24 protein-coding genes are annotated in these 20,853 nt (G+C 69.8%); 9 read left to right on the plus strand and 15 right to left on the minus strand.

Annotation, left to right across the window (positions count from 1 at the left end):
- The first annotated feature begins 68 nt into the window (after positions 1-68).
- The 3 genes from ACQPZP_RS25220 (at position 69) to ACQPZP_RS25230 (ending at position 2,010) form a co-directional block, all read left to right on the plus strand.
- Positions 69-218: a hypothetical protein gene (locus tag ACQPZP_RS25220; RefSeq protein WP_433472185.1), complete on the plus strand. Its 150-nt coding sequence runs from the start codon at positions 69-71 to the stop codon at positions 216-218.
- An 18-nt stretch (positions 219-236) separates the two neighbouring features.
- The gene (locus ACQPZP_RS25225) at positions 237-812 is read left to right on the plus strand and encodes an ATP-binding protein (RefSeq protein WP_433479675.1); all 576 of its coding nucleotides are present in this window, start codon (positions 237-239) and stop codon (positions 810-812) included.
- A gap of 346 nt (positions 813-1,158) precedes the next feature.
- Positions 1,159-2,010, plus strand: coding sequence for a hypothetical protein (locus ACQPZP_RS25230; RefSeq protein WP_433472186.1), 852 nt, complete (start codon positions 1,159-1,161; stop codon positions 2,008-2,010).
- Positions 2,011-2,498: 488 nt separating this feature from the next.
- Here ACQPZP_RS25230 and ACQPZP_RS25235 read toward each other — a convergent pair whose 3' ends face one another.
- The 6 genes from ACQPZP_RS25235 to ACQPZP_RS25260 form a co-directional block, all read right to left on the minus strand.
- Complete coding sequence (locus ACQPZP_RS25235; RefSeq protein ID WP_433472187.1) at positions 2,499-3,098, minus strand: sigma factor; 600 nt, start codon at positions 3,096-3,098, stop codon at positions 2,499-2,501.
- Positions 3,005-3,328, minus strand: coding sequence for a YciI family protein (locus ACQPZP_RS25240; RefSeq protein WP_433472188.1), 324 nt, complete (start codon positions 3,326-3,328; stop codon positions 3,005-3,007). Before ACQPZP_RS25240 ends, ACQPZP_RS25235 begins: the two co-directional genes overlap by 94 nt.
- A gap of 156 nt (positions 3,329-3,484) precedes the next feature.
- A complete protein-coding gene (locus ACQPZP_RS25245) occupies positions 3,485-4,321 on the minus strand; it encodes an LLM class flavin-dependent oxidoreductase (RefSeq protein WP_433472189.1) in 837 nt (278 codons plus the stop codon).
- 374 nt (positions 4,322-4,695) lie between these two features.
- Positions 4,696-5,085 carry a VOC family protein gene (locus ACQPZP_RS25250; RefSeq protein ID WP_433472190.1) on the minus strand — a complete coding sequence of 130 codons (390 nt, stop codon included), beginning with the start codon at positions 5,083-5,085 and terminating at the stop codon, positions 4,696-4,698.
- 109 nt (positions 5,086-5,194) lie between these two features.
- Positions 5,195-6,217: an LLM class flavin-dependent oxidoreductase gene (locus ACQPZP_RS25255; RefSeq protein WP_433472191.1), complete on the minus strand. Its 1,023-nt coding sequence runs from the start codon at positions 6,215-6,217 to the stop codon at positions 5,195-5,197.
- A gap of 82 nt (positions 6,218-6,299) precedes the next feature.
- Positions 6,300-6,437, minus strand: a complete 138-nt coding sequence (locus ACQPZP_RS25260; RefSeq protein ID WP_433472192.1) for a hypothetical protein — start codon at positions 6,435-6,437, stop codon at positions 6,300-6,302.
- A gap of 343 nt (positions 6,438-6,780) precedes the next feature.
- Here ACQPZP_RS25260 and ACQPZP_RS25265 point away from each other — a divergent pair, with 343 nt between their 5' ends.
- Both ACQPZP_RS25265 and ACQPZP_RS25270 read left to right on the plus strand, forming a co-directional pair.
- Positions 6,781-7,656, plus strand: a complete 876-nt coding sequence (locus tag ACQPZP_RS25265) for an SDR family NAD(P)-dependent oxidoreductase (protein WP_433472193.1) — start codon at positions 6,781-6,783, stop codon at positions 7,654-7,656.
- A 9-nt stretch (positions 7,657-7,665) separates the two neighbouring features.
- Positions 7,666-8,151 carry a MerR family transcriptional regulator gene (locus ACQPZP_RS25270; RefSeq protein ID WP_433472194.1) on the plus strand — a complete coding sequence of 162 codons (486 nt, stop codon included), beginning with the start codon at positions 7,666-7,668 and terminating at the stop codon, positions 8,149-8,151.
- 239 nt (positions 8,152-8,390) lie between these two features.
- On the opposite strand, the gene ACQPZP_RS25275 is transcribed toward ACQPZP_RS25270, so the two are convergent.
- Positions 8,391-9,827: an MFS transporter gene (locus ACQPZP_RS25275; RefSeq protein WP_433472195.1), complete on the minus strand. Its 1,437-nt coding sequence runs from the start codon at positions 9,825-9,827 to the stop codon at positions 8,391-8,393.
- 88 nt (positions 9,828-9,915) lie between these two features.
- On the opposite strand from ACQPZP_RS25275, the gene ACQPZP_RS25280 reads away from it, so the two are divergent.
- A complete protein-coding gene (locus ACQPZP_RS25280; protein ID WP_433472196.1) occupies positions 9,916-10,491 on the plus strand; it encodes a TetR/AcrR family transcriptional regulator in 576 nt (191 codons plus the stop codon).
- 237 nt (positions 10,492-10,728) lie between these two features.
- Here the strand turns inward: ACQPZP_RS25280 and ACQPZP_RS25285 are convergent, their stop codons facing one another.
- Entirely contained in the window at positions 10,729-11,127 is a 399-nt protein-coding gene (locus ACQPZP_RS25285) for a winged helix-turn-helix transcriptional regulator (RefSeq protein ID WP_433472197.1), read from the minus strand.
- A 106-nt stretch (positions 11,128-11,233) separates the two neighbouring features.
- On the opposite strand from ACQPZP_RS25285, the gene ACQPZP_RS25290 reads away from it, so the two are divergent.
- Complete coding sequence (locus ACQPZP_RS25290) at positions 11,234-12,151, plus strand: NADP-dependent oxidoreductase (protein WP_433472198.1); 918 nt, start codon at positions 11,234-11,236, stop codon at positions 12,149-12,151.
- Between the two features lie 668 nt (positions 12,152-12,819).
- On the opposite strand, the gene ACQPZP_RS25295 is transcribed toward ACQPZP_RS25290, so the two are convergent.
- From ACQPZP_RS25295 to ACQPZP_RS25325, 7 genes are read right to left on the minus strand one after another with little or no spacing between them, the layout of a single operon-like run.
- Positions 12,820-13,926, minus strand: a complete 1,107-nt coding sequence (locus tag ACQPZP_RS25295; RefSeq protein WP_433472199.1) for an ABC transporter substrate-binding protein — start codon at positions 13,924-13,926, stop codon at positions 12,820-12,822.
- Positions 13,927-13,935: 9 nt separating this feature from the next.
- A complete protein-coding gene (locus ACQPZP_RS25300; protein ID WP_433472200.1) occupies positions 13,936-14,805 on the minus strand; it encodes an ABC transporter permease in 870 nt (289 codons plus the stop codon).
- 27 nt (positions 14,806-14,832) lie between these two features.
- The gene (locus ACQPZP_RS25305; protein ID WP_433472201.1) at positions 14,833-15,624 is read right to left on the minus strand and encodes an ABC transporter ATP-binding protein; all 792 of its coding nucleotides are present in this window, start codon (positions 15,622-15,624) and stop codon (positions 14,833-14,835) included.
- A 15-nt stretch (positions 15,625-15,639) separates the two neighbouring features.
- A complete protein-coding gene (locus ACQPZP_RS25310) occupies positions 15,640-16,476 on the minus strand; it encodes an acetoacetate decarboxylase family protein (RefSeq protein WP_433472202.1) in 837 nt (278 codons plus the stop codon).
- The gene (locus tag ACQPZP_RS25315) at positions 16,473-17,243 is read right to left on the minus strand and encodes an HpcH/HpaI aldolase family protein (protein ID WP_433472203.1); all 771 of its coding nucleotides are present in this window, start codon (positions 17,241-17,243) and stop codon (positions 16,473-16,475) included. Before ACQPZP_RS25315 ends, ACQPZP_RS25310 begins: the two co-directional genes overlap by 4 nt.
- On the minus strand, positions 17,243-18,178 hold the full coding sequence (locus ACQPZP_RS25320; protein ID WP_433472204.1) for a hypothetical protein: 936 nt from the start codon (positions 18,176-18,178) through the stop codon (positions 17,243-17,245). The genes ACQPZP_RS25315 and ACQPZP_RS25320 overlap by 1 nt, the downstream gene beginning before the upstream one ends.
- Before the next feature lie 9 nt (positions 18,179-18,187).
- Entirely contained in the window at positions 18,188-19,078 is an 891-nt protein-coding gene (locus ACQPZP_RS25325) for a DUF6282 family protein (RefSeq protein ID WP_433472205.1), read from the minus strand.
- Positions 19,079-19,300: 222 nt separating this feature from the next.
- On the opposite strand from ACQPZP_RS25325, the gene ACQPZP_RS25330 reads away from it, so the two are divergent.
- Both ACQPZP_RS25330 and ACQPZP_RS25335 read left to right on the plus strand, forming a co-directional pair.
- Complete coding sequence (locus ACQPZP_RS25330; protein WP_433472206.1) at positions 19,301-20,065, plus strand: IclR family transcriptional regulator; 765 nt, start codon at positions 19,301-19,303, stop codon at positions 20,063-20,065.
- A gap of 43 nt (positions 20,066-20,108) precedes the next feature.
- Complete coding sequence (locus ACQPZP_RS25335) at positions 20,109-20,852, plus strand: CoA transferase subunit A (RefSeq protein ID WP_433472207.1); 744 nt, start codon at positions 20,109-20,111, stop codon at positions 20,850-20,852.
- The last annotated feature ends 1 nt before the right edge of the window (position 20,853 follow it).

The following is a 20,853-nucleotide window of genomic DNA, read 5'->3' on the forward strand; positions in this document are numbered from 1 at the left end:
CCGCCGCCCTCGGTGGCGGTCTGTGACCAGTTGCTGCGCCACCGTCCCGCATCCCAGACAGAGGCCTCATGACCACCCACCAGCAGCTGACCCACCACCGCGGGCTGACCGAACCGGCCGCCGAGGCCGCCATCGACCAGGCGTGCCGGATGCCGCGGCTGCCGACCGTCCGCAACCAGTTCGTCGCCGACGCCGCCGAACGCGAGCAGCTCACCTGACGCGGGTTCCTGGCCGAGCTGCTGATGGCCGAGTGCGAGGACCGGCAACGCCGCCGCTCCGAGCGGCGGATCAAGGCCGCCGGGTTCCCCCGCCAAAAGGCGCTGCGTAACTTCGACTTCGAGGCCACCCCCAACGTCCCGCCCGCCGTCGTCAACGCCCTGGCCACCTGCGAATGGGTACGCGGGGGCGAACCGCTCTGCCTGATCGACGACTCGGGAACCGGCAAGTCCCACCTGCTGATCTCGCTGGGCACCGAGGCAACGATGGCCGGCTTCCGGGTCAAATACGTGCCGGCCGCCCGGCTGGTCAACGAGCTGGTCGAGGCCGCCGACGAACTCGTGCTCAACAAGACCATCGCCCGCTACGGTCGCGCCGACCTGCTCTTCCAGGTGCTGACCGACCGGGAGGAGACCTCCAGCGTCGCCATCGCCTCCAACGAGTCCTTCGGCGGCTGGACCAAGACCTTCACCGACCCGCGCCTATGCGCCGCCATCGTCCACCGGCTCACCTTCAACGCCACCATCATCGACACCGGCACCCAGTCCTACCGGCTCAGCCGCACCCAGGCCCAACAAGCCGCAGGCACGCCCTGACGACCAGAGCCCGGCTCTTCCTTCACAGCCGCCGCCCGTCCCTGGCTGGAGTGGTCAGTCTGAAGTGCCCGCAGACGAAGCCAAGCCGAGGGCGAACGAGATTGACCCGGCCGGCCATGAGGAGGATAGGAACGGCCAGTATCGATTCGTCTTTGCGCGCTCGGGTTCTGGCCGCGGGCGGTGTTCTGTCGGTGAGTTCGGGTTGGGCGCGAGCCGCCTTCACCGGCGGCGGGCTGGGGACCATGTCCCGGGTTGCTGTTGCGGGGCAGGGCGTGGTCCATACGGTCATCTTCGGCGCCTTCGCCTCAGCAGGGCGCAACGCAAACCATGACGAGAAGGATCAGCCATGACGACCATGGATCTCAGCGAGTTCGACATCGTTGTCCGTCCGGGACACACCGCGACCTATGAGACCGTCACTGGTAGCGTCGCCGTCCTAGAGGGCGGCCAGGTCACCATCGGCCGGGTTCTCGACCGGGGCTCTGTCACCGTGTTCAGCGGCGGCCGGGCGATCATTGACGAGGTCTGCAACTGGGCTCGCGTCGGCGTCCGCGGCGGCCAGGCCACCATCGGCAAGCTCTCCGAGCAGAGCCGCGCCGACGTCGACGACAACGGCCGACTCACCATCGGCGAGGTCTGCGACTGCAGCAACGTCGATGTCGACAGCGGCCAGGCCACCATCGACCAGGCCAGTAGCCGCAGTCACGTCTTCATCTACAGCGGCGGCCGGGCCACCATCGGCAAGACCTCCGAACAGAGCAGCGTCCACGCCAACGGCGGCCAGGCCACCATCGGCGAGGTCTGCGGCGACATCACCAACCCCTCCGACTGCTCCTGGGGGGCACGGGTCCGCGTCGACAACGGCGGCCGGGCCACGATCGGCAAGATGTCCAAGCGGTCCCAGATCACCGTCGACAACACCCTGGCCGCCGCCGAAGGCAACGCCCGGGCCACCATCGACGAGATCTGCGACGACGTCGGCGTCGATCTCATGGGCGGGGGTCAGGCCACCATCGGCACGGCCTCCGGCAACAGCAGCGTCTACGTCGGCTGGCTGAGCCAGGTCTCCATCGCCGAGGTCTGCGGAAACAGCAACGTCAAGGTCCACGACGAGGGCGAGGCCACCATCGGCAAGGCCTCCGACCCGAGCCGGATCGACCACGGCGGCCAAGTCATCTTCGGCAAGGCCTCCCGGTAAGACGACAGCACCGCTCCCGGATCGAAACCTGCGCCCCGGGCAGCGGCCCAACACCGGCCCACCAACCGGCAGCGAGCGCCACACGGCGATCGCCCCCACCCAGAGGGCCCGGCACCTGCCGGGCCCTCACCTCTTCTCGCCCTTGCACCTGAACGAGCCGAGCACCCTCCCCAGGCGGGAACACGAGGTTCCTCGCGAGTGAGTCGCTACTGGCCGTTCCGATCCTCGTAGCAGGCCGGCCGGTGGGGACGGTCATCCTCGCGGCCCGCGGAGGAAGACCCGCCACCACAGCGGGTGGGGACCAAAACTCATTCGTGATCAAGGCCTCCAAGATCGCCAATTGAGGTTAGAAACCAAGTTCCTCAGAGATGGGGCCGCTTCTCGTTCTCGGAATCAGCCCATCGCGTCCGGTGCGCCTGTCCGCGCGCTGCTCAGGGAACTGCTGCGCCCGCACCGCGTGCTCGCCGCCACGGCGGCCGCCGCGATGGTCATAGGGATGCCGACCCCGCCGCTGCTCGGCCGGGTCGTCGACCACCGGACGCCGGACGGCGTGACCCCGGTGATCGTGCTTCTCGCGGCGGTCGCCGTCGTGCAGGGCCTCGCCACCGCATTGGGGGCTGACGCTGGTGGCGCATCCCCGGGATCAAGTGATCGATCCGGACGAAGTCCCCGATGGGCGCCGGACAGGGTCTGACGTTCAGGTGGCCATCTCCCAAAGACGACACAGGGCGCAGAGCCCCCTGGTGCTTGTCGTCGCGCTTGTTCTCGCGCCGGATCCGGTCGATGGCCTTGCGGCCCGCGGTGGTGGTCAGCCAGCCGCCGGGGTTGGGCGGCACGCCGTCGGCCGGCCATCGCTCGACGGCGGCCGAGAACGCCTCGACCGCCGCCTCCTCGGCGATGTCGAGGTCGCCGAAGCGCCTGGTCAGGGACGCGACCACCCAGCACCATTCCTCGTGGTGGGTGCGAGTGATCGTTTCCCGGACGTCGGCGTCGTTCACAGGAACGGCCGCACCTCGATCTTCCGATCGCAGACCTTGGACGCCTCGGCGGCGAGCTTGAGAGCCACGTCCAGATCGGGTGCCTCCCACACCCAGACGCCGGCCAGGTACTCCTTGGACTCCACGAAGGGCCCGTCGCTGAACACCGCCTGCTCGCCCCGGTTGTCGACGACCGTGGCCGCGTCGGTGTCCGCGAGTCCGCCCGCGAAGACCCAGTGGCCCTCGGCGATCAGCCGTTCGTTGAACTCGCTGATAGCGGGCTGCCTGTCCGTCCTGCCGGGATTGCTCTTGTCATCGATCACGGAAACCAGGTACTGCATCTGAAGATCACCTCCCGTTGTCGGGGGACGGCCCGCGCGGGCCGCCGCACCCCGGTTATGAACACCCCTGCCCCGATGGTTGGTCTATGTCGGAGACAATGCCAAGACCTGCGCGGGCGTGGGTGCCGATGTGCCGCTGCCGGCAGGCCAGCGGGTCTAATGTCCGGCCAGCTCGGCCACGACCGGAGCGAGCGCGTCGGCGGAGCCGGCGCCGAAGACGAAGTAGGAGATGCCGAGTTCCTCCCGTCGCCGCTGGATCTCCTCGGCGGCCGCCGCAGGGTCGTCCGGAAGTACCGCCAGCGAGTCCACCGCGCGAAGCGCCGCAGGGTCGGTGTCGGGGGACGCCATGAACGGCGCGACGGTGTCGCCGATCACCGCCACGTGCTGCGCGAGTTCGATGTCCCGGGTGGCGAGGGTGCGGAAGTCGCGTACCACCCGGGTGCTTTCGACCCGATCGTCTCCCGGCATCAACGCAAAGGCGACCGTGTCCGCGAGGTCGGCCGCCATCGCCCGGGCCTTCGGCCCGCGCACGGCCATCACCACTGGCGTGTGCAGGTCGGCGCCGTCGAGACCACGCAGCGCCGTCACGGTCTCGCGCACCTGGGCCAGCCGCTTGCCCGGTGGGACGACGGGCAGTCCCAGGTCGCGGAGTTCGTCTTCGATGCCGGGCCTGCCGGTGCCGATGCCCAACTCGAAACGTCCCTCGGTGAGCACCGACATCGAGTGCGCCTCCCAAGCGGTGCTCCACGGCTGGCGCAGCGGGGAGGCGTACACCCAAGAGCCGACTCGCAGGTCGGTGAGGGTGGCGGCCACGGCCAGCGTGGGGGCTGGGGCCGGCTGCCATTGCGGGACGTCGGGCATCAGCAGCGTGGAGTATCCGCTGTCGGCGATACGGCGCACTTGGTCTCGCCACGTCGGCAGATCTGTTCTGAGCGGGGCAACGACCCCGAATCGGAAGGGTCTGGTTCCGCCACTTGCCGTCGAATCGGTCATCGTTCCTGTCCTGGTCAGTAGTTGGGATGGCTTCCGGTCCTGTCGGCGAACAACCGCGCGCCGTGGTTAGCGCGGTGCTGTCGACGTCTCACCCCTGCTACGAACGCCGCTGCCCCGATCCGACACCGCCTCCCAGAAATTCTGTCGAGAATTTTCCCGGAGCAGGCTGTCAGCGACCCGACAACGCGACGAGTTCGGGGCCACCAGGCTCCCCCTCCTCATGCGCACCCAGTGCAGACGAACTCCGAGACCACATGGACACCGGACACCCTGGCCCATCGTCCGCTCATGCCGCCGAGCGTGACTGTCGGCGCGCCGCGCATCTCAAATCCACAGCTCGGCATCGAAAAAACTCACCGCCGTGGTGGACTGCCCTAGCGTCGACGGCGGCGGCGCGGGATGTCTTGCGCGAGCTCCACGATGAAGCCGTCTGGGTCAGCGACATGCAGCGTCCGGTGTCCCCACGGCCGGTCAGCGGGGCCGCTGAGGACCGTGGCCCCCAACTCCCGGAGCCGGCGGGCCTCGGCGTCGACATCCTCGACCATGAAGACGACCTCGGCCGCCGGGCCGGGCGCGGTCCGGCTGTTGGTCAGCCAGTCGGCGCGACGCTGCTCGTACAGCGCGAACCTGGTGGCCTCGGTGGCGAACTCCGCATAGCCCGCGTCCTGGAACCTGAAGGCGAGCCCGACCACGTCCCGGTAGAAGACGATCGAGGCGGCAAGGTCGCGGACATACAGGATCACATAGCCAAGACTGGGCGCCATGCCGACCTAGATTCCCACGGACGGCAGCCATACGACCCGAATCAGCCGACAGTCACGCTCAGCGAAAATGCAACTCTTCTGCCCGCGATGGGCGAGGCTGGCTGTGCCCTCAGCGCCAGCCGAGTTCGGGTGCCACGTGGGTCAGGATGTTCTCCAGAACGTGTGCGTTGTAGTCCACGCCGAGCTGGTTGGGGACCGTGAGCAGCAGCGTGTCCGCGGCTTGAATGGCCTCGTCGTTGGCGAGTTGCTTGACCAGCACGTCCGGTTCGGCCGCGTACGAGCGCCCGAAGATGGCCCTGGTCTTCTCGTCGATCATTCCGATGTGGTCGCCTGAGTCGGCGTTCCGGCCGAAGTAGGCGCGGTCCAGATCGCTGGTCAGCGCGAAGATGCTGCGGCTGACCGACACACGCGGCTCGCGTTGGTGTCCGGCGTCCTTCCACGCCTGCCGGTAGGCCTCGATCTGCCTGCGCTGCTGGACGTGCAGCGGCTCGCCGGTCTCGTCGTCCTTGAGCGTGGAGCTTTGCAGGTTCATGCCCAGCTCGGCCGCCCACACGCTGGTGGCATTGGAGCCCGAGCCCCACCAGATGCGGTCGCGCAACCCCTCGGAATGCGGCTCGATGCGCAGCAGCCCGGGTGGATTGGGGAACATCGGCCGCGGATTCGGCTCGGCGAAGCCTCTGCCCTGCAGCACCGTGAGCAGTACCTCGGTGTGCTTGCGCGCCATGTCGGCATCGGTGTCGCCCTCGGACGGCTCGTACCCGAAGTACCGCCACCCGTCGATGACCTGTTCCGGTGATCCCCGGCTGATGCCCAGCTGCAGCCGCCCGCCGGAGATCAGGTCGGCGGCGCCGGCGTTCTCGGCGAAGTACATCGGGTTCTCGTAGCGCATGTCGATCACGCCGGTGCCGATCTCGATGCGCGAGGTCTTCGCGCCGATCGCAGACAGCAGCGGAAGCGGAGAGGCCAGCTGCCTGGCGAAATGGTGCACCCGAAAATAGGCGCCGTCGGCACCCAGTTCCTCCGCGGCCACGGCAAGATCGATCGACTGCAGCAGGGCGTCCGCCGCCGACCGGGTCCGCGAGCCCGCGCTGTCACTCCAGTGACCGAACGAGAGAAAGCCGATCTTCTTCACACCGACACCAACCATCCCAACGCCCACGAGATTCCAGCACGGCTGACCACACGGCCACCCCACGGTCATCGACCGTCACAAATCACGACCGGCGGAAGCCCTCTGCGATCACCCCGGTATCGGCCGACCGGCCCGGCAGGTCTTCGACGATCAGACCGAACAGGACACCAAGCGGCACGACCCCCGCCGACGCGGCTACACCCTTCACCAGCTCCGCCACTCCCGGCTCCCCCACCTGGCCGAAGGCGGCTGGTCCCCTCATGCTCATGGCGCTGTCCGGACACGAGAACATCCGCAGCCTGCCATCTACACCAACGTCACCGCCGAAGCCGTCGGCTCCGCGCTCGCTGCACAAGACCCCGGCCGCCGCCATCGTTGACGAGACGAGGAGCCGCAGACCCATATCCGTTGGATTTTCGGTGATTGCTACTAGGACCCCTGGAAACCCAGGGTTCGCGGCGAACCCAAGGGACGACGTACGACTCGGCAGGCTGACCGTCGACGGGGAAGCGGCCGGCGCCGCGCTTGCGTTCGAGCGCGCTCGAACTCCTAGCGTCGCCGGCATGACATCTCAACCAGGGACTCAGCGGACATGGATCATCACCGGCGCGTCGGCGGGCTTCGGCCGTGCCATCGCCGAGTGCGCGGTCGGGCGGGGCGACAACGTGGTGCTGGCCGTGCGGCGGCCCGGGTCGGTGGCCGACCTCGCGGACGCCCACCGCGACCAGGTACTGGTCGTCGAGCTCGACGTGCGTGACACCGGGCGCGCCGGGGACGTCGTACGGTCGGCGGTCGACCGGTTCGATCGGGTGGACGTGCTGGTGAACAACGCCGGCCGCGGGGTCGTCGGCGCGGCCGAGGAGGTCGGTGCGGAGGAGCTTCGTGCGTCTTTGGAACTGCACCTGCTGGGTCCGGCGGCGCTCGTGCGGGCCGTCCTGCCGTACTTTCGCGAGCAGGCGTCGGGCACGATCGTGCAGATGAGCAGCCAGGGCGGGCGCATCTCCTTCCCCGGTGTCGGCGCGTACTCGGCCGGGAAGTTCGCGCTCGAAGGCTGGTCGGAGGCGCTGGCCGGCGAGGTCGCGCCGTTCGGGGTCCGGGTGATGATCGTCGAGCCGAGCCGGTTCCGCACCTCGTTCAACGCGCCCGACGTGCTCGGGGTCGCCGACGCCAGCGCCGCGTACACCGGGCTGCTGGGGGCCGTCCGCAACGACATGGCGAGCGCCGACGGGGTTCAGGAGGGCGATCCGGTACGGGCCGCGGAGATCATCGCGGACCTGGTCGCCGGTGACGAGTTGCCGCTGCGCCTTCCGCTCGGGCGTGAGGCGGTCGAGCGCATCGGAAGGTCCTACCGGCAGAACCTGGAGGAACTCGAACGCTGGGCCCCTACCGCGCGTGCTGCCGACTTCCCCGGCGCCCCCGCATCCGCCCGGCCGATCTAGAGTGGGGCCATGGCCACGGACGATCTGATGTCGAAGGCGCTCGCCGCCCTCGACGAGGTCGACGGCCCGATGTCGGTCGAGGTGATCCACCGCCTCGTCGACGTCAGCGCCGCCACCGACCCCATGACCATCACCGAGGTCGCCGACCTGCTCGACATGTCGCCGCACACGCTGCGCTACTACGAGCGGATCGGGCTGGTCGAGGTGGGCCGCGACGCCAGCGGCCACCGCAGCTACGACGCGGCGGCGGTACGCAGACTGGTGTTCCTGACCCGCATGCGCCTGTCCGGGATGGCCATGCGCGACCTTCAGCACTACATGCGGCTGGCCGACGAGGGCGACGACACCGTCCCCGAGCGCCTTGACCTGCTGCTCGAACACCGCGACACGATCCGCCGGCAGCTCAAGGAGCTGACCCTGTCGCTGGCGGCGACCGAATACAAGATCGCCACCTACGGCGGCCACACCGGCCCCTCGTCAGCGGGCAAGGCCTGACCCGTCGGCACCGAACCGCGCCGAACAGGTCCACCGCGCCCAGTCGGCACGGTCCCTCTCGTCCTCATCACTTGGGCGAGGACATCGGCGACGAAGAGGAACCTTCACGCTTCCTGAAGTCCCCTCATCCCGTGCTCTCGCAATCGGGGAGCAGAGAGAAAGACCAGGTCACACGCGAGAAGGGGTGCAGCCGGACCGCCCAGTGGACGCGGGAACTGGGAGGTTATTTCCTAGCCGCGTCAGTGACTCGTGGTGTTTTCATGGGCGCGCGGGGCCGGGCTCGCCGGTCGTGACGATTCGGTGCTCTTGATCAGCCACAGGCCCGTGAACACCGCTGTGGCCAAAGTGACGACGCCTGCCACGACGAAGGCGCTGTTGAGCCCCTCCTCGAAGGAGGCGCCACCGGACTCCCGGGTGCGGACGACGGCGCCGAGGACCGCCACGCCGAGGACCGCGCCGATCTGCCGGGTGGTGCTGCTGACGCCCGACGCCAGGCCGCCCTCCTGCGGGCTGACCGACTGGATGGCGGCGCCGGTCAGCGGGGACATGGTCAGGGCGAAACCGATACCGACGACGGCCAGCCGCCACCACACGTTCGTGTAGCCGGTGTCGGCGTGCACGAAGCCCAGGGCCAGCAGTCCCAGCCCGGCCAGCGTCAGGCCGATGGCGACCATGATCCGGAAGCCGTACCTGGCGGCGAACCTGCCCGCGAACGGGCTGATGATGACCATCGCGAGCGTGGCGGGCAGGGTCTGCACCCCGGCTCGCAGGATCGAGCTGCCCTGGACGTAGACGAAGAACTGGGAGAAGAAGAACGACGAGCCCATGAGCGCGAAGCCGACCACGATCATCGCCGTGTTGGAGACCGTGAAGAGGCGTTGCCGGAAGAGCCGCAATGGCAGCATCGGTGCCGGAACCCGCCCTTCGACGACCACGAAGACGGCGAGGATCACGGCCGCGGCGGCGAAGCCGCTCAGGATCACGGGCGAGGTCCAGCCACGGGAGCCGCCCTCGATCAGCCCGTAGGTGAGCGCCCCCACGCCCAGGACGGACAGGACCGTTCCCGGGACGTCGATCGCCGGCGCGCCCGGGTTGCGGGACTCGTCCAGCACGCGCAGGCCGGCGACCAGCAGGACCGCGCCGACGGGCACGTTGACGAGGAAGATGGCGGGCCAGCCGAAGGCCTCCACCAGAACGCCGCCGGCCAACGGTCCGGCGGCCAGACCGATTCCGCTGAATCCGGCCCACAGACCGATCGCCCTGACCCGCTCCTGCGGAACCGGATACGCGGCGGCGAGCAGGGTCAGCGAGGCGGGGCTCAGCGCCGCGGCCCCAATGCCCTGCAGTACCCGCCCGACGATCAGCCAGCCGATCGAGGGTGCGGCGGAGCACAGGACGGACGCGGCGGTGAACACCACGACGCCGGCCAGGTACATCCTCTTGCGGCCGAAGCGGTCGGCGAAGACGCCGCCGGACAGCAACAGCATCGCCACCAGCAGCACATAGGCGTCGACGATCCATTGCAGCCCGGTCAACTGGGTGTGCAGCCGCTCCTGCATGTCGGGCAGCGCCGCACCGACGATCGTGTTGTCGAGCAGCACCATGAACTGCCCCAGGCAGGTCACCGTGAGCAACGCCGCCCGGTTCGGCACGGCCACCGGCGGTGCAGACTGCATCGTTCCTCCTAAAGCAGTTCGTTACTGCTTTAGAAATCTAGACGGCGGGCCTCGTAAACGCAACTGCGAGCTGCGCTAAGGTGGGGGCATGGAGGAGCGAGGGCCGGTCCGGCGGCCCGGCGGGCGCAGTGCGCGTGTCCGGGCGGCGGTGCACCAGGCCGTCACGGACCTGGTCGGCGAGCGCGGCTACGGCGAATTCACGGTCGGTGACGTCGCGGCCCGCGCCGGCGTGGCCGATACCAGCGTCTACCGCCGGTGGGGCACCCTGGAGGCCCTGCTCACCGACGTGGTGCTCACGCGCCTGAACGCGCGGTCGCCGATGCCCGACACCGGGAGCCTGGCCGGTGACCTGCACGCCTACGCGGCCCAGGTGGCGCGCGAGATCACGGGACCCGACGGCCTGGCGGTGCTGCGCCTGACCGTCGCCCTGTCGAACAGGGGCGAACGGGGTCTGCGGGAGCGTGACGACTTTCTCGCCGAACGCACCCGGTTCGTGCAGGCCATGCTCGACCGCGCCGGCGAACGCGGCGAGCATCCACCCGACGTGCTGGGCGTGCTCGACCACGTCATGGCCCCGATGTACATCCGCGTCCTGTTCGGCGCGGGCCCGCTCACCCCGGACTACATCGCCGGGCTGGTCGACCGGTTGCTGGAGCAGGCCTGATCGCTGCCGTTTGACAGAAACGCGGATCGGCCGGGCGGTGCATCCCTTCGCGGTCCGCGGCACCGGACGGGGCGGGGAGGACCACCGTGGCGCGTCGCTCGTGGTCGCAGCCACGTTGAGTCTCCGACGGAGCAGGATGTCGACACGGGGACCTTCGCCGCGGTCAGACACCCAAGAGAGTCCCAGCTCGAACGCACTGGTCGGCCGAGTTGAGCGCGTCCGGGCGCCCGCCGGTTTTCATGAACGTGCGTCGAATTGGGCCCGGGCCTCGAAGACGCGATCCATATTTGCCTCCGCCCAGGTCTTGATCGCGACCATCACCGGGAACAGGTCCTGGCCGAGCGGGGTGAGTTCGTAGTCGACGCGGGTCGGTACCGATGCGGTCACCGTGCGGGTGAGCAGACCGTCGCGTTCCAGCTTGCGCAGGGTCTGGGTGAGCATCTTCTGGCTGACGCCGGCAATGCGGCGGGCGAGTTCGCTGTGCCGCTGCGGACCGTCGGCAAGGGCCGGGATCACGAGCGCCGCCCACTTGTCGGTCAGCGTGCTCAGCAACTCCCGGGTCGGGCAAGCCGCCAAGAACGCGTCATAGTCGCGTTTGGCCTGCTCTCGACGTTGTGCCGCAGTTGTTGTCGCCATGTTCCACCTCCTATGCGGTGCCCTAGGCACTCGAAGGTACCTACTTTCTCACAGTGCCCCCATCTCCCTACCGTGAAGAAACAGGACATACACGGAGGGGACGACGATGCGCGCAGTCAGCTATTCACAGTTCGGAGGGCCGGAGGTCCTGTACGTGGCGGCGGACCTACCGGTACCCGAGCCAGGGCCTGGGCAGGTACGAGTACGGGTAGCCGCATCCGTTGTGCACCCGGTCGAACTTATGATTCGCGCCGGCCGTTTCCCGGCACCGCTGCCGACCGGGCTGCCGTACATACCCGGCTGGGACGTGGCAGGTACGGTCGACGCGGTGGGTCCGTCCGTCGGCGAGTTCAATGTTGGTGACGCCGTCATCGGCTTCTCGCCGTGGATACGCACCACGGTCGGTACCCACGCGGAGTACGTGGTGCTGGAGGCCGCCTGGCTGACCTTCGCACCCACTGGGGTTCCCGCCACCGAGGCCGCGACCCTGCCGGTCAACGGTCTCGCAGCGGCCCAAGCCCTCGACCTGCTCGCGCTCCCGGCGGGCTCGACCGTGCTCGTCACCGGTGCCGCAGGGCAGGTCGGCGGGTTCATCCTGGCCCTGGCCCGGGCAGCCGGCCTGCACGCCACGGGACTCGCGGGCACCGACGACCGGGAGTTCGTCGAGTCGCAGGGCGCGGCGTTCATGCCACGCTCGGACGATCCGATCGCGGCCGCGCCGGACAACTTCGACGCCGTTGTCGACCTGGCGGTGATCGGCCCCTCACTGATGGAACTGGTCAGGGACGGCGGCGGCTATGTAGCCGCCTCACCCCCGCTGCGCCCGGAGCCGGTTCGGGGAATCCGGACGTTCGCACTGGACGTGCTACCGGACGGCCCTCGGCTGGGCGACTTGGTCAAACGAGCGGAGAGCGGTGACATCCCGCTTCGGGTCGCGGCGGTGTACTCCTTCGACGACGCGGCGGCGGCCCACGACAGACTGGCCCAAGGCTCCGTGCGAGGCGCCGTAGTAGTCGTTCCCTAAGCTGCCCGCGTGTTGAAGTCTCAGCGGGTGTGGCTTTCTATCCACTGAGTGAGGGCGCTGAGGTGTCGGGGGTGCCAATGTGCCGCCGCTGGTCTGGACGCGATGGTCGCCGCCGGGGAAGATCTCCACGGTCAGTGTTGCCTGGTGATGTCGCTCGGGATGGCTGGCCGTGGCGCTGAAAAGGTGGACGCTGTCGGCGACGGGTACCAGTTCGTCCGCGCCACCGAAGATCGCCGGCTTGCACCCCGGGCTGCGCGCGGAGGAAGCCCCGCGCGGCGGCCGCATCGGATGCCAGGTCGTCCATAGTCGCCTCACGCCAATCGCCGGATGATTCACCCACACCGAGTTTGTCGTAGGACAGCACGGCGATCCCGGCGTCCACGAGGTGGCGACGGATCTGCGGAAAGTAGGTGTCGTTGTTCCGCGTCACGCGGACCCGAATCGGCCGCCCTGCGGGCGATGGTGTTCTCCGCGTCCTCGGCGAACTCGCGCACCATGAACGCCCGGTCCATCTCCGGCATGCCGTCGAGCAACGTTCCAAGCAGGGGCATCATGTCCCGCACCCCGTTGCGGGTGTGGTGCCGACGACGACCCGCCGCGAGGCCTTGGCCCGGGAACTCCAAGCCCATGCAGCGGCGGGTCTCGGTCCGTTGATCGGTCGATGCCGGTCAGGAGGCGGCGCGCTTGGCCTCGGCCTGGATGGCCGCCGCGTCGAAATTGTTGATCTGGCCGGTGAGTTCGGTGGTGAAGACGCTGTTCACGTCCACCTTCTCGGTGATCAGGCCGGCGCGGGCCATGTAGTCGATGTTGCGTTGCAGTTCGTCCGCCTTGAGGATCCCCCACTGCCGCTCGCCGGGTTGCACGCCCAGGGTGTACATGCGGGTCTGGAGCACCTTGGTGTCGTTGGCGCGGGCCTTCTGCGGGGGCAGGGCGGGGTTGCGCGCGTCCGGGTGTGCGGCGTAGAGGTCGTCGATCGCCGCCTTCGGATTCGCCTGGGCGAAGATGACGCCCTTGGCGACGGCGCGGCCGATGCGGGCGAACAGGGCGGGGTCCTTCTTGAGGTTGGCGGACGTTGCCGCGAGGCCGCCGCCCGCCAGTTCGTCGATCTTCGGCAGCGGGATCCGGCGCAGCCGGATCCCGCTGTTCTCCATGATCTGGAACTGGGTGTCGAACAGGGCGACGGCGTCCACGTCCCGGTTCTTCAGGGCGGTCGCCTGCTGCGCACCGGTGCCGATCGCGACGAAGTTCACGGCGTTCTCGGGGATCCCGGCGTCCCGCAGCGCCACCTTCACGTTGGTCACCGCGGCGCTGCCCAGGGACGCGGCGCCGATCCGCTTGCCGCGCAGGTCCGCCAGGCTCTTGATCGGCGAGTTGGCGGGCACCCGCAGCCCGTAGATGTTCTTGCGGTAGAAGGACGAGAAATAGCGCAGGCCGAGGCGCTTGCCCGGCTGGTCGCCGAAGATCACCGGTTCCGGGGTGATCGCGCCGACGGTGGCGTTGTCCGTGGCGACCTGCTGGGCCTGGATGGTCGCCCCGTCGAGCAGCACGAAGCCGACGTTGAGGTTCTCGTCGGCGAAGTAGCCGCGCCGTTCGGAGACGGCGAGGCTCGCCAGGCCGGCGTTCCAGGTCTTGGCGGACAGGGTGATGACGACCTTGTCGCCGTCCGGCGCGCCCACCCCGGGCACCGGCTGCCCGCACGCGGTCAGCACGGTCAGCGCGGTCAGCGCTATCAGGGCCGCCGGGGCCGCGGCCCGCCGCCGGGTCGTGAACTTCATGGGGCCTCCTCAGACGTCCTGGACGCGCACGTCGTTGTCGGCCGACCAGAACACGGCCCGGCGGCCGATGCCGGTGATCAGGAAGTGCAGCACCAGGCCGATGACCGAGAGGATCACCAGGACGGCGAACATGGACGCGGTGTCGAGCTGGGTGTTGGACGCCTGGATGACGTAGCCGAGGCCCGCCTGCGCGCCGACGAACTCGGCGACGATGGCGCCCAGCACCGAAAGGATCGCCGCGGAGTCGAGCCCGGCCAGCACGTAGGGCAGCGCGGACGGGAGCCGGAGCCGGCGCATCACCTGCCATTCGGACGCCCCGAACGAGCGAAGCATGTTCCGCTCGTCGGCGCCGGCCGAGTTGAGCCCGAGGATCGCGTTGATGAGCAGCGGAAAGAAGGCGATCAGCGCGGTGGTGAGGGTCTTGGAGGTCATCCCGAACCCGAACCAGATCAGCAGCAGCGGGGCCACGGCGACCTTCGGCACCGCCTGGATCGTCACGACCAGGGGCAGCACCGCCTTCTCGGCCAGGGTCGACTGGCTGACCAGGAGTGCGAGCGCCATCGCGAGGATCGTCGCGATGAGGAACCCGCCGAGGATCTCTTGCAGGGTGATCCAGGTGTGGAAGACCAGCTCGCCGTCCACCAGGCCCTTCACCAGCGCGACGGCGACGTCGCTGGGAGGCGGGACGATGATGGGTGAGACCCCGGTGACCCGGACCACGATCTCCCAGGCCGCCAGGACGATGGCGAACAGCGCCGAGCTCAGCGCCCAGCCGGGCAGGTCGCCGAGCCGGAAGCGGCGCTCGGCGGCCGAGCGCGCCTCGATGGTGTGGGTGTCCCCGGCAGGGGGCGGTCCAGAGTGATCCGCGACCGTCGTCATTGTGCTCTCCTCCTCGGACGGATGCGGTCAGGTGGTGGTGAGTTCGTGTTCGGAGTCCAGCGTGTCGCGGATCTCCCGGACGTAGTCGCCGAAGCGCTCGGTGTTGATGTCGGACAGGCTGCGGGGGCGGGGCAGCCCTACCTCGACGACGCTGACGATCCGTCCCGGCCGGGACGACATGACCACCACGCGGTCCGAGAGCAGCACTGCCTCGGAGATGCTGTGCGTCACGAACACGACGGTCTTGCGGTCGCGTTCCCAGATCTGCAGCAGTTCCAGGGACATCTGGTCGCGGGTCATCGCGTCGAGCGCGCCGAACGGCTCGTCCATCAGCAGGATGGGCGGGTCGTGCATCAGGGCCCGGGCGATGCCGACGCGCTGCTGCATGCCGCCGGACAGCTCCTTGGGATGCCGGTCCATGAAGTCGCCGAGGCGCAGGGTGCGCAGGAGCGACTTGGCGCGTTCCGCATCGGCGTCGCGGCCGCGCCGTCCGCGCAGGTCGCGGGGCAGCAGCACGTTGTCCAGGATGGACCGCCAGGGCAGCAGCAGCGGCTGCTGGAAGACCATGCCCATGGCCTGCCGCGGGTCGTCGGCGGCGGTGCGGAACCGCAGCACGCCGCCGGAGTGCCGCTCCAGCCCGTTGATGATCTTCAGGAGGGTGCTCTTGCCGCAGCCGCTCGGCCCGACGATGGAGACGAACTCGCCGTCCTCGATGGACAGGCTGACGTCCCGCAGGGCGTGCACGCTCTCGGCGTGCCGGGATCGGTACTGCTTGTCGACATGGTCGATCTCGATGATCGGTTGCTTAGCGCTCGTCATGGCTGCGCTCCTGCCTCAGGGGGCCGGGTACTGGTCGGACAGGTCCTTGCCGCCGAGCGTGGTCAGGACTCCGCAGGCGGTGCTCTCCGGCAGGCCGAGCTCGGCGAGCCGTCCGGTGATGTGGAAGAGGGTGGGCAGGTGGTCGAAGTCGCCGGCGGTGAACGCGACGGTGGCCCGGGTGCCCGTGCGGCGGTCGAGCACGCGCCGCTTGGGGTAGTCGGCGGGGGTGACCGTGACGTAGTGGGCGTCCGGGACGTCCGTGCCGGTCGTGGACGGCATGTACTTGACGTGCAGGAGCGGCGCTTCCGCGTCACCCGCCCCGGCCGGTTCCGGGTCGCCGATGCCCTCGACGGACAGTGCGGCGAAGGTGAAGCCGTCCCACGACGCGTGCGCGGCGACGAATCCGGCGTCCGCGGCGCCGCGGACCGGCGGGATCTCCGCGTAGAGCTTGGCGTAGCCCAGCTCCTCGCGGCCGGAGATGATCGGGTCGGCGAGGCTCTCCCACAGCACCAGGACCAGGTCGCCGCGGACGGTGTCCGCGGCGCCCTCGTAGACCACCGGGACCGCGAGGTCGAGGATGTTGTAGCCGCGCCCGGCGAGCCAGGCGATCCGCGACAGGTAGCGGAACCGCACGCGGACGATGGGCGTCCCGTCCAGCCGGAACCCTTCGGGTAGCAGGGGCTCCAGCCGCCCGCGGTCGGCGGTGAAGTCGGCCCACACCGTCGTCTGGTGGGGGGACGGCGCGCCCTGCCAGCGGGAGTCGTCCAGGCGCTGCCGGGGGCCGGGCGTCGGCCCGAACAGGACCGGCATCCGGTAGATCCGGTCGGGTTCGAACGTGAACGGCCCGCTCATGAGGCCACCGCCTCGTGCGCGGCGGCGGCCAGGTCCGAGGCGGCTTCGACCAGCAGCGACGTGTCGTTGCCGAGGATCACGAAGCCGTGGCCGCCCTGGACGGCCCGGGCCAGGCCCTCCGGGTTCGCCCCGTAGGCGACGCCGGAGGGCTTGCCCGCCTTCCGCGCGGCCTCGCTCACCCTCCCGACGAGCTTCCTGATCTCCGGGTCGCCGCCCGGAAGCCCCATGTCGAGGGCCAGGTCGGCGGCGCCGACGAACACCCCGTCGACCCCGTCGACGGCGAGGATCTCCTCGGCGTTCTCGATGGCCGCGCGGCTCTCCAGCTGCGGCAGGCAGAGCACGTCCTCGTTCCCGCGGCGGAGGTACTCCGCGCGGGGCAGCGTGCCCCACCCGCCGGCGCGGGAAGTCCCGCCGCTGCCGCGCCGCCCGTGCGGCGGGAAGCGGGTCGCCGCCGCCGCCTCCCGCGCCGCCTGCGCGTCGTCCACGTGGGGGAAGAGGATCCCGGCCGCGCCGCCGTCCAGCAGGCGCTGAACGGTGGACGGCGTGTGGTCGGGGACGCGCACCAGCGGCAGCACGCCGAGCGCCGAGGCGAGCGTGATGTGCCGGGCGGCGGTCTCAGCGGACAGCAGGGTGTGCTCAAGGTCGATGACGACGAAGTCGAACCCGGCGTGCGCCATGGCCTCGACCGACTCGGAGGTGGAGAGCTTGACCCAGGTGCCCACGGGGATGGGGCCGCGCTGCCCTGCGAAGGCGTTCTCGAATGTCATCAGCGCACCTCCAGATCGCCGGGTTCCGGGTAGTCGGCCGCGTTGAGCACCCAGCCCCGCTTGGCGGAGAAGTCCCGGCGGGGGCCGGCGAAGATGTCGAGCAGCTGGTTGCGGCCGTGCCCGGACGCCTCGCTGGTGTGCACCGTGGGCGGCGGGATGATCGCGACCGACGGGCTGCCGAGCCGGACGTGCTCGTCCTCGCGCCAGGCCGTCCGGCTCTTGGTCCAGGGAGTGCGGATGTGGTGCTCGAACTCGCCGGAGACGGCCAGGGAGAGCTGCTCGAAGTCGGCGTGGTCATGCGGGGAGAGCTTGGTGGCGTCGCGCGGGCCGTCGTAGTGGTAGAGGAAGTTGACCATGAAGGCGCGGGACCGGAAGATGCGGCCCAGCCGGTCCGGGCTGCGCTCGATGTCGGCGATGCCGGAGTAGACCCGCAGCCGGTCGCCGCCCGCCGGCTCGGGCCACTCCTCCAGCAGCGCCACGCGGGGGTGGGGCGCGGCGTAGGAGTCGGCGTTGCGGGCCCGTCCGGCGAGGTCGTCGTTGTGCGGAGTGAACAGCCGGACGATGTCGGTGGCGGACTCGATGGTGATCGCGCTGTCGCCTGGCGGGACGATCGCGACCGACTTGCCGGTCACGGTCTCGATGGTGCCGCCGGACTCGATGACGACCTTGGCGTCGTCGTGCGGGAGGACGACCACGTACTCGTCGCGCTGGCCGTCCCGCGCCAGGCGCTCACCCGGGACGGCCCGGGTGTAGAGGAGCACGACGTTCTGGCCCCGGACGATCCAGGTGCGGGAACCGTCCGCGGACACCTCGTCGGGTCCCGAGCCGCTGAAGTCGTAGTACTCCGGTGCCGCGATCGGCGCGTGCGGGTCGGCGGCGGCCCCGGCCTGCTTCGCGGCCAGGGCGGCCCGGGGGTCGTCGGGCGCGTATGCCATGAGATCTCCTCAGTCGGGGAGGCGCAGCAGGAACGAGGGGTTGTCACGGACCATGCGCCGCAGGTCGGCCGCGGGCAGTCCGAGGTCCAGCAGCGCCTGGCCGACGCGCAGGAACGCGTCGACCGGCATGGGCCGGCCCTTCTGGCCGAGGTCGGAGGCGATGACGGTGCGCTCGGGGCCGACCTCGCGGATCCAGTTGAGGAGGTTCGCCGGATCCCACTTCTTGTTGCCGAGCGGATCGTACATGCCGACCTCGTGTTCGACGAACGCGCCCATCGCCGTGAACTCCCTGCACAGCGCCGGGTCGGCGCCGATCACGAAGTCCGGGTGGTTGATCAGCATCCGCTCGATGCCGCGCGCCTTGGCCTGGGTGAACAGCTCGCGGATGTGGTCGGGGTGCCCGTGCCCGCCCGAGACGATGGTCTCGGTCTCCTGGACCAGGTCGAGCACCTCGTGGGCCTCGGGGACGAGCTTGCCGTCCTCGGTGCACATGGGCACGATCCGGGACGGCAGCTCCACCGTCGCGACGGGGAAGCCGCCGCCCTCGGGGTGCGCGTCGAGGTGCCGCTGGGATGAGAAGGTCGGGAACCACACGGCCTTGCCGCCCATCCGCAGGCACATCGCGACCGCGTAGGGGTTGATGCCGCCCACCTGCGCGTTGAGCGCGATGCCGCCGAACACCTCGGTGCGGATCGTGGCCAGCCGGTCCTTCATGGCGAGCACGTCCATCACGGTGTTGTGGTGGTGCGACTTCACCAGCATCGCGCGCATCTGGAGGCGCTCGCCGTCCTTGGCGCCCTCGGCGTGGTCGAACTCCCGGGCGAACGGGTTGGGACCCGAGTGGCAGTGCAGGTCGACCAGACCGGTGAGGACCTCCGCTGCGGGGGGCGGTGACGCCATGTGTGCTGCTCCCGTGGTTGTGGCTGACGTGACCGAGGCCATTGCGCTCGGCCTCGACACTCTGTGCTGTTCGTATCGTGAATGTCAATACTCTATTGCGAACAAGTTTCGTCGATGCTTGGTCGGTTTCCTCCGATCATGCCTGGTCACTTTGAAAACCATGCTCTGGATTCGCTAGGATTCTGAACATCAAGTTCATATCGCGAACATGGAGGTTGCCAGGTGTCCCGACCTGACACCGATGTCTCCGGAGGGCAGCCCGCCGACATCCAGGCGGTCGCCCGGGCGGCTCAGATCCTCGCGCTCTTCAGCCCGGGCACCCCTGAGATCACGGCGGCGGGAGCCGCCGCGGCCATCGGACTCAACCGCACCACCACCTACCGCTACTGCACCTCACTGGCCTCGGCCGGACTGCTGGAACGCCGCGGCGAGGGCGCGTTCGCACCGGGCCCGCTCGCCCTGCAGCTCGGCGGCTTCGCACTGTCCCGCCGGGAGATCCTCGACCTCGCGCCGCCGCACATGAGCGAACTGGCCGCCGGCGCCCGGTCCACGGCGGTGCTCAGCCTCTGGGGCTCGTCCGGGCCAGTCGTGTCGAGGGTCGAGGAGGACCTCGCGGGCACGGTGTCCGTCCGGGTCAAGGTCGGCACGCAACTGGACCTGGGCACCGCGCAGGCCGCGGTGTTCCTGGCCTTCCAGCGGGACCAGCTGCAGGGCGAACGCCTGATCGCCACCTGGCCGGCCGACGCCCAGACCCGGCTCCGCGAACGGCTCGACCGGGTACGGGACGGCGGTTACTCCGCCGTCGACAACGGCCGCGGCATCGCCGTCCTCGCCGCACCGATCTTCGACGAGCACGGACTGTGCGCGTCCCTGGCGCTGCTGAACACCCTCCAGGCGATGTCACTGGAGCCCGACTCTCCGCAGCTGCGGCTGCTGCTGGACACCGCCCGGCGGCTGACCGTGAGGATGGGCGGCCCCGCGTCATGACACACCGCGGCACAGCGCACCACATCACACCAAGGAGGGCCACGTGGGCACGGACCTGACGACCGGGGACGCGGCCATCGCCGACATCCCCGACGGCGCCACGATCGCCGTGGGCGGGTTCGGAATCTGCGGCACCCCGTTCGAACTGATCGACGCCCTGCTCGACCAGGGCGCCCGCGACCTGCACGTGATCGCCAACAACTGCGGCGTCGACGGCCAGGCGCTGGGCCGGCTGCTGGCGGCGGGCCGGCTGCGCAAGGTCACCTGCTCCTTCATCGGGCAGAACAAGGAGTTCGCCCGGCAGGTCCTGGCGGGCGAGATCGAGATCGACCTCACCCCCCAGGGCACGCTCGCCGAGCGGCTGCGCGCCGGCGGCGCCGGCATCGCCGCGTTCTACACCCCGACCGGCGCCGGGACGCAGGTGAGCGAGGGCGGCCTGCCGCTGCGGTACGCGCCGGACGGGTCCGTCGCCGAGGTCAGCGAACCCAAGGAGACCCGCGACTTCGACGGCCGCCCGCACGTGCTCGAACGCGCGCTGCGCGCGGACTTCGCACTCGTCCAGGCGCACCAGGCCGACCGGGCGGGCAACCTGCGCTACCGCCTCACCGCCCGCAACTTCAACCCGCCGGCGGCGATGGCGGGCGCGGTCACGATCGCCGAGACCGAGAACCTGGTGGACGGGCTCGACCCGGACCAGGTGCACACCCCGGGGATCTTCGTCCAGCGGCTCACCGTCGCGCAGCGCCCCGACAAGCCCGTCGAGAAGATCACAACCCGGGAGGCGTGAC

Origin of the sequence: Spirillospora sp. CA-142024, assembly GCF_050942325.1 — a bacterium.
In the GTDB taxonomy this organism is placed as follows: Bacteria; Actinomycetota; Actinomycetes; order Streptosporangiales; family Streptosporangiaceae; genus Spirillospora.